This is a genomic window from Nocardioides sp., from assembly GCF_036267815.1.
In the GTDB taxonomy this organism is placed as follows: Bacteria; Actinomycetota; Actinomycetes; order Propionibacteriales; family Nocardioidaceae; genus Nocardioides.
In genome coordinates this window covers 1-6,010 of sequence record NZ_DATAVI010000050.1, presented here as the reverse complement: position 1 = coordinate 6,010, position 6,010 = coordinate 1, and the positions used below count along the sequence as shown (strand labels likewise).

The following is a 6,010-nucleotide window of genomic DNA, read 5'->3' as shown; positions in this document are numbered from 1 at the left end:
CATCGGGATCGGGCTCGGTGCGGCGATCTCGGGTCTGATGGTCCAGTTCCTGCCCGCCCCACGCGTCGCCGTCTACGTGCTGCTGGCGGTGCTGTTCGTCGTCCTGGCCGTGGCCGTCGCGGTCCGCATCGAGCCGGCCGCGCGGAGCCGGGACGACACGCTCTCGGTGCGGCCGCGGCTGGGCGTTCCGCCGGCAGCCCGCCGCAGCTTCGCGCTGCTGGTGCCTGGCGTGGTGGCCTCCGCGGCGATGGGCGGCTTCTACAACTCGCTCTCGGGGTCGGTCGCCGTTCAGATCCTCGGTCACGCGAACCGGGCGATCTCCGGCTTCGCCATCCTGACGCTGCAGGCCGCGGCCATCGCGGCCAGCCTGGCCATGCCCGCCCTCGCCCGAGCGCCGCGAGTGGTGGTCGCGGGCTCCTGCGTCCTCGCGGCGGGGCTCGGCGTCCTCGCCCTGTCCCTGGTGGCCAGCAGCACGACCGCCTTCTTCCTCGGCACTGCCCTGGCCGGAGGCGGGTACGGCGCGGTCTATCTCGGGACGGTCCGAGTGCTGGCCGACCTGGCGCCGGCCGGTCGTCGCGCTGAGCTGATGTCGGCGCTCAACGTGGTGAACTACCTGAGCCTGAGCGTCCCCACGCTGGCTGCCGGGGTGCTCGCGACGCACATCGGGCTCCGCCCGACGGCGATCTCGTTCTGCCTGGTGCTGGTGTCATTGGCGCTGACCTCGGTGGTGGCTCTGACCGGCGCTAAAAGAGTTAAATGATATGGACTACCCTCGAATGAGGAGCAGGACCAGGCCGGCGCTGAGGCCGGCGCCGACCGAGCGGGAGGGGACGAGCATGGATGCTGACGAGACGAGGGCGCGGGCCGCGATCCTCGACACCCTGAGCAAGTACACCCGGCACGTTGACAGCGGGCGTGCCGTCGAGCTCTCCCAGTTGTTCACCTTCGACACGCGCTACGACATGGGCGGCGGCGTCGTGGCCGAGGGGCGCGACGAGATCCGGGGGAAGGTGGAGGAGCTCAAGGCGGTGTTCGCGGGCGCCGAGAGCTTCGGCCGGATCCGCCACCACACCTCATCGGTCTTCGTCGAGGTCGAGTCCGAGGACCGCGCCCGCGCCGTGAGCTACTTCGCCGCATTCTCGGCGCAGGGGCCCGATCACTGGGGGGTCTACCGCGACACCCTCGTCCGCGTCGGCGAGCGCTGGCTGTTCGCCTCGCGCACCGTCGTCCTCGAGGGCGCGGCGCCCACCAGCCCGGTGCGCGGGATGCTGCCCACGGTCCCTTGACCCGGGCGGACCGCCCGCGTACGTTGGCCAAAGATATACATTTTCGCATTCAATCATCCCAGGAGGGACCGTGGGCAGAGAGTTGCTCATCGTGGGCGCCGGCCCCGGGCTCTCGCTCGCGAGCGCTCGACGGTTCGGCGCCGAGGGCTATCGCGTCCACCTGCTCGGGCGCAGCCAGGAGCGGCTGGAGGGGCTTCGCGACGTGCTCGCGGCGGAGGGTGCCGAGGCTGAGGTGCATCCTGCCGACATCACCGACCACGCCGCACTGACAGCCCTGGTCGAGGACCTCGATCGCGAGACGCCGTTGGACGCCTGCATCTTCCAGCCCGGTGGACGCAGTGGCGACCTCGTCGACGTCCTCGACGCGACGGTGGCCAACGTGCGCCACAACCTCGAGCTGCTCGTGCTGGGCGCCGTGGCGGTCGGGGCGGCGCTCGCGGGCCCGATGGCCCGGCGCGGCTCGGGGACGCTGGTGTTCGTGGGCGGCGGGTCCGCTCGACTGCCGCTGCGCGACTTCGGCAACCTCGGGATGGCGATGGCCGGCCTGCGGAACTATGCGCTGACGCTGAGCGCCGCGCTGAGCGGCACCGGCGCGCACGCGGCCTTCTACACGGTGGCCGGGATGATCGCGACCGCGACCCCCGAGCCCGGCCAGCTCGACCCCCAGGAGCTCGCGGCCCGGATGTGGACGCTGGTCGACGGGCAGGATGCCCGCGAGGTGCTGATGACGCCTCAGGGGGAGATCGTGCCGAAGGGTGCCCGGTGACCGCCGCATCGCTGACGGATCTGCGCGACTCGCGCATGCTGCACCGGTTCCTGCGGATCGCGGCGCAGGAGCATCCCGACCGCGTCGCCCTGTCGTTCCAAGGACGCGAGCACACCTACCTCGAGCTGGAGGAGCGGGCCAACGCCCTCGCCCATCGGCTCGTCGAGGCGGGCCTCGGCCCGGGCCGGCGCGGCGCCGTGGTGATCTCCAACCGCCCTGAGTGGATCGTCGCGACTCACGCCGTGCTCAAGACCGGCGCCGCGGTCGTCACGCCGATGGCCACGTGGACCCTCTCCGAGCTCGAGCACGTGCTCGGGCTGACGGCACCTGACGTGGTCGTGGCCGAGACCCTCAGCGCCACCACGCTGACGGCGTACGACTCTCCGGCCCTGCGTCTGTGCGTTGACCACGACGCGCCGCAGGGTTGGACCGACATCGCCGACCTCATCGACCAGCGAAGCGCCGACCCGGTCAGCGTCGTCGTCGACGACGAGCAGGAGGCCTTCCTGTTCTTGAGCTCGGGCACGACGGGGCTGCCCAAGGCCGTCCGGCACAGTCATCGCTCGATGTCCGCCATCGTCCACGAGTGGATCTGGCAGGCCGGGCTCAACGGTGACGACCGGGTCCAGTTCTTCCTGCCGGCCTGCACGATCTTCGGCATGTCGACGATGCTGAGCAGCTTCTCCACCCAGTCCAGGATCTCCTTCTTCCAGCGGTTCAACCTCGACGTCATGCTCCACGACGTGGAGGAGAGCCGGATCACGGTGGGCATGGCCGCGGCGCCGATCGCGGTGGCGATGGCCGCTCATCCCGATCTGGAGAGGTTCGACCTCTCGTCGTTGCGCTATCTCGTGTGGGGAGCGACGCCCATCAGCAAGGACGTCGCGGAGACCGTGACGCGTCGTACCGGCGTGCGCTGGCTCCACGTGTACGGCACCAGCGAGCACGGCCAGCTCGCCGCCAACCCGGTGACCGAGCCGGCCCGCTGGCGCCTCGACTCTCCCGGACTGATGACGCCGGACGGCACCTATCGCTTCGTCGGGGAGGACGGGCGCGACGTACCCCCGCACGCTCCGGGTGAGCTCTGGGTGCGCTCCTCGCAGACGATGCTGGGATACCTGCCGGAGGAGTCGAACGCGGACGTCTTCGTCGACGGCTGGGTCCGCACGGGTGACATCGGCTTCGTCGACGGGGACGGCTTCCTGTACCTGGTCGACCGCAGCAAGGAGATGATCAAGGTCTCGGGCTTCTCGGTGTCGCCGGTCGAGATCGAGAAGACCTTGTTCAGCCATCCCGACGTGGAGGACTGCGGGGTGTACCGCGTGACCGACGCCTCGTCGCAGGAGCGTCCCGCCGTCGCCGTCGTACGCCGTCCCGGATCGCAGCTGGAGGCCCAGCAGCTCCTCGACTGGTGCAGGGAGCGGATGTCGCGCTACAAGCGCCCGGTGTCCGTGGCCTTCGTGGACGCCATCCCACGCAACCCGTCGGGGAAGGTCCTCCGCCGGCGCATCCCCGAGGTGGTCGCCGCGAGCCTCTCCACCGAACCCCAGGAGGTGGCCCCATGACCGACACCGTCATCATCGACGCGCTCCGATCGCCGATCGGCCGCGCCTTCAAGGGAAGCCTAGTCGACGTCCGTCCTGACGACCTGGCGGCCACCGTGGTGAAGGCGCTGCTAGACCGCAACCCGGCGCTGCCGCCCGAGCAGGTCGACGACGTGATCTGTGGAGTCTCGGTGGCCGTAGGGGAGCAGGCCTACAACCTCGGGCGCATCGTCGGGCAGCTGGCGGGCCTCCCGAGCACGGTCCCGGGCACCACCGTCAATCGCTTCTGCGCCTCGTCGCTCCAGGCCCTCCGGATGGCACACCACGCGATCCAGGCCGACGAGGGAGACGTCTTCGTCGTGGTGGGGGTGGAGAGCGTGACCCGTCGCGGGCGGGCGTTCGAGCCCGAGGACCTCAATCCCCGGATGATCGACCAGGGCCGACCGGACTTCGTGAACCAGATGTACATGCCGATGCTCGAGACCGCCGAGCGCGTGGCCACGATCCACGGCATCACCCGCGACGAGATGGACGAGATCGCCGTCCGCTCGCACACCCGGGCCCTGGCCGCTGGCGACGACGGCACCTTCGCCCGCGAGACCCTCCCCATCGAGACCCGGACGGGCACGATGGACCACGACGACGGGCCTCGTCCCGGAACGTCGATGGAGACCCTGGCGGCTCTCAAGCCCATCCTCGACGACGGTCTCGTGACCGCGGGCAACGCCTGCCCGATCAACGACGGCGCGGCGGCGGCGATCGTGATGTCGTCCGACCGGGCTGCCGAGCTCGGTCTCACGCCGCGCGCACGCGTGTTGGGGAGCAACGTGACCGGGCTCGAGCCGGAGCTGATGGGTCTCGGCCCGATCGAGGCCACCCGGGGCCTGCTGTCGCGCACCGGGACAAGCGTGCGCGACCTCGACGTCGTCGAGCTGAACGAGGCCTTCGCCGCGCAGGTGATCCCGGTGTGCCGCGAGCTCGGCGTCGACATCGAGGCGCAGCTGAACCCCTTCGGTGGTGCCATCGCGCTGGGTCATCCATTCGGCATGACCGGGGTGCGGATGGTCACGACCCTGCTGAACGCGCTCCAGAGCCGGGACGGCGAGCTCGGCCTGGTCACTCAGTGCATCGGGGGCGGTCAAGGGATGTCCATGCTGTTCGAGCGAGTGGCCTGATGCTCGGGTCGACCGTCCAGGACGAGCCGCTCGCGACCCGCGTCGAGGGCGACGTGCTGCGGGTCACGCTGAACCGGCCGGCCAAGCGCAACGCGATCAACCCCGCCCTGCGCGACCGGCTCCTCGATGTCTTCGACGGAGCCGAGGCCTCCGGTCATCGCGCGATCCTGCTCGACGGCGCGGGGCCCGGCTTCTGCGCCGGAGCCGACCTCCAGGACTCCGCGCCCAGCGGGCCCGGGATGGAGACGACCCGCGTCATGCGAGCGTCGACCCAGCGGTTGGTCACGTCGATGTTGGACTGCCCCGTTCCGGTGGTGGCGGCGGTCCACGGCGCCGCTGCGGGGATCGGGCTGACCCTGGCGCTGGCCGCCGACGTCTGCGTGGCCGCCGAGGACGCCCGCTTCATCCCTGCGTTCGTGCAGCGCGGCCTCGTCCCGGACGGCGCGGTCGTCAACCTCCTGCCGCGGTTGATCGGTATCGCCCGCACGAAGGACTTCCTGATGCGCGGTCGGCCACTGTCCGGCGGCGAGGCTGCGGCTATCGGGATGATCGCCGTGGCCGTGGCCCCGAGCGCGCTGGAGAGCACGGCATCGTCGGCTGCCGCCGAGCTGGCGGCGCTGCCCACGGCCACCCTGGCGCTCACCAAGCAGATGCTCGGCGCGGCATTCGAGCACGACATCGCCTCCACACTCTTCGCCGAGCGCATGGCCCAGGGCCTGGCGACCGGAACCGAGGATGCGGCCGAGGGGAGGGCCTCGTTCTTCGAGCGCCGGCCCCCGCAGTTCCGCGGCCGTTGACCACGCCCCAACCGACGACACCACCGATAGGGAAGGACCTCCGCCGATGTCCGCAGAAGAGCCCATCCTCAAGCTCGAGAAGGACGGACCGGTTCGCGTCCTGACGCTCAACAAGCCGGACAGCCTGAACGCCATGTCCGACGACCTGCACAGCGCCCTGGCCTCGGTGTGGCAGCAGCTCAGTGGGGACTGGGAGGCGCGCGCCGTCGTGCTGACCGGCGCAGGGCGCGCCTTCAGCGCCGGCGGCGATGTCCCCGGCTTCCTCGAGACGGTGAAGAACTTCGACCACCGTCGGTCGGGGTTCCGCGAGGCCGGGCGGATGGTCACCGAGATGCTGCGCTTCCACCTGCCGGTGATCGCGGCGGTCAACGGGCCCGCGGTCGGCCTCGGCGCGAGCGTGGCCGTCATGTCCGACATCGTCTACATGGCCGAGGGGGCCTTC

7 protein-coding genes are annotated in these 6,010 nt (G+C 70.8%); all 7 read left to right on the top strand.

Annotated elements, in window-relative coordinates; translation table 11 throughout:
- Positions 1 to 760, top strand: a 760-nt coding sequence (locus tag VHW64_RS10665; RefSeq protein WP_329650531.1) for an MFS transporter, incomplete at its 5' end; no start/stop codon positions are given.
- A 76-nt stretch (positions 761 to 836) separates the two neighbouring features.
- Positions 837 to 1,286: a nuclear transport factor 2 family protein gene (locus VHW64_RS10660; RefSeq protein ID WP_329650530.1), complete on the top strand. Its 450-nt coding sequence runs from the start codon at positions 837 to 839 to the stop codon at positions 1,284 to 1,286.
- A 70-nt stretch (positions 1,287 to 1,356) separates the two neighbouring features.
- Positions 1,357 to 2,052 carry an SDR family NAD(P)-dependent oxidoreductase gene (locus tag VHW64_RS10655; RefSeq protein WP_329650529.1) on the top strand — a complete coding sequence of 232 codons (696 nt, stop codon included), beginning with the start codon at positions 1,357 to 1,359 and terminating at the stop codon, positions 2,050 to 2,052.
- Complete coding sequence (locus VHW64_RS10650) at positions 2,049 to 3,617, top strand: class I adenylate-forming enzyme family protein (RefSeq protein ID WP_329650528.1); 1,569 nt, start codon at positions 2,049 to 2,051, stop codon at positions 3,615 to 3,617. Before VHW64_RS10655 ends, VHW64_RS10650 begins: the two co-directional genes overlap by 4 nt.
- Positions 3,614 to 4,771 carry an acetyl-CoA C-acyltransferase gene (locus VHW64_RS10645; protein WP_329650527.1) on the top strand — a complete coding sequence of 386 codons (1,158 nt, stop codon included), beginning with the start codon at positions 3,614 to 3,616 and terminating at the stop codon, positions 4,769 to 4,771. The genes VHW64_RS10650 and VHW64_RS10645 overlap by 4 nt, the downstream gene beginning before the upstream one ends.
- Positions 4,771 to 5,568 (top strand): enoyl-CoA hydratase/isomerase family protein, encoded by a 798-nt coding sequence (locus VHW64_RS10640; RefSeq protein ID WP_329650526.1) that lies wholly within the window; start codon positions 4,771 to 4,773, stop codon positions 5,566 to 5,568. The genes VHW64_RS10645 and VHW64_RS10640 overlap by 1 nt, the downstream gene beginning before the upstream one ends.
- Positions 5,569 to 5,614: 46 nt before the next feature.
- Positions 5,615 to 6,010, top strand: a 396-nt coding sequence (locus tag VHW64_RS10635) for an enoyl-CoA hydratase/isomerase family protein (RefSeq protein ID WP_329650525.1), incomplete at its 3' end; no start/stop codon positions are given.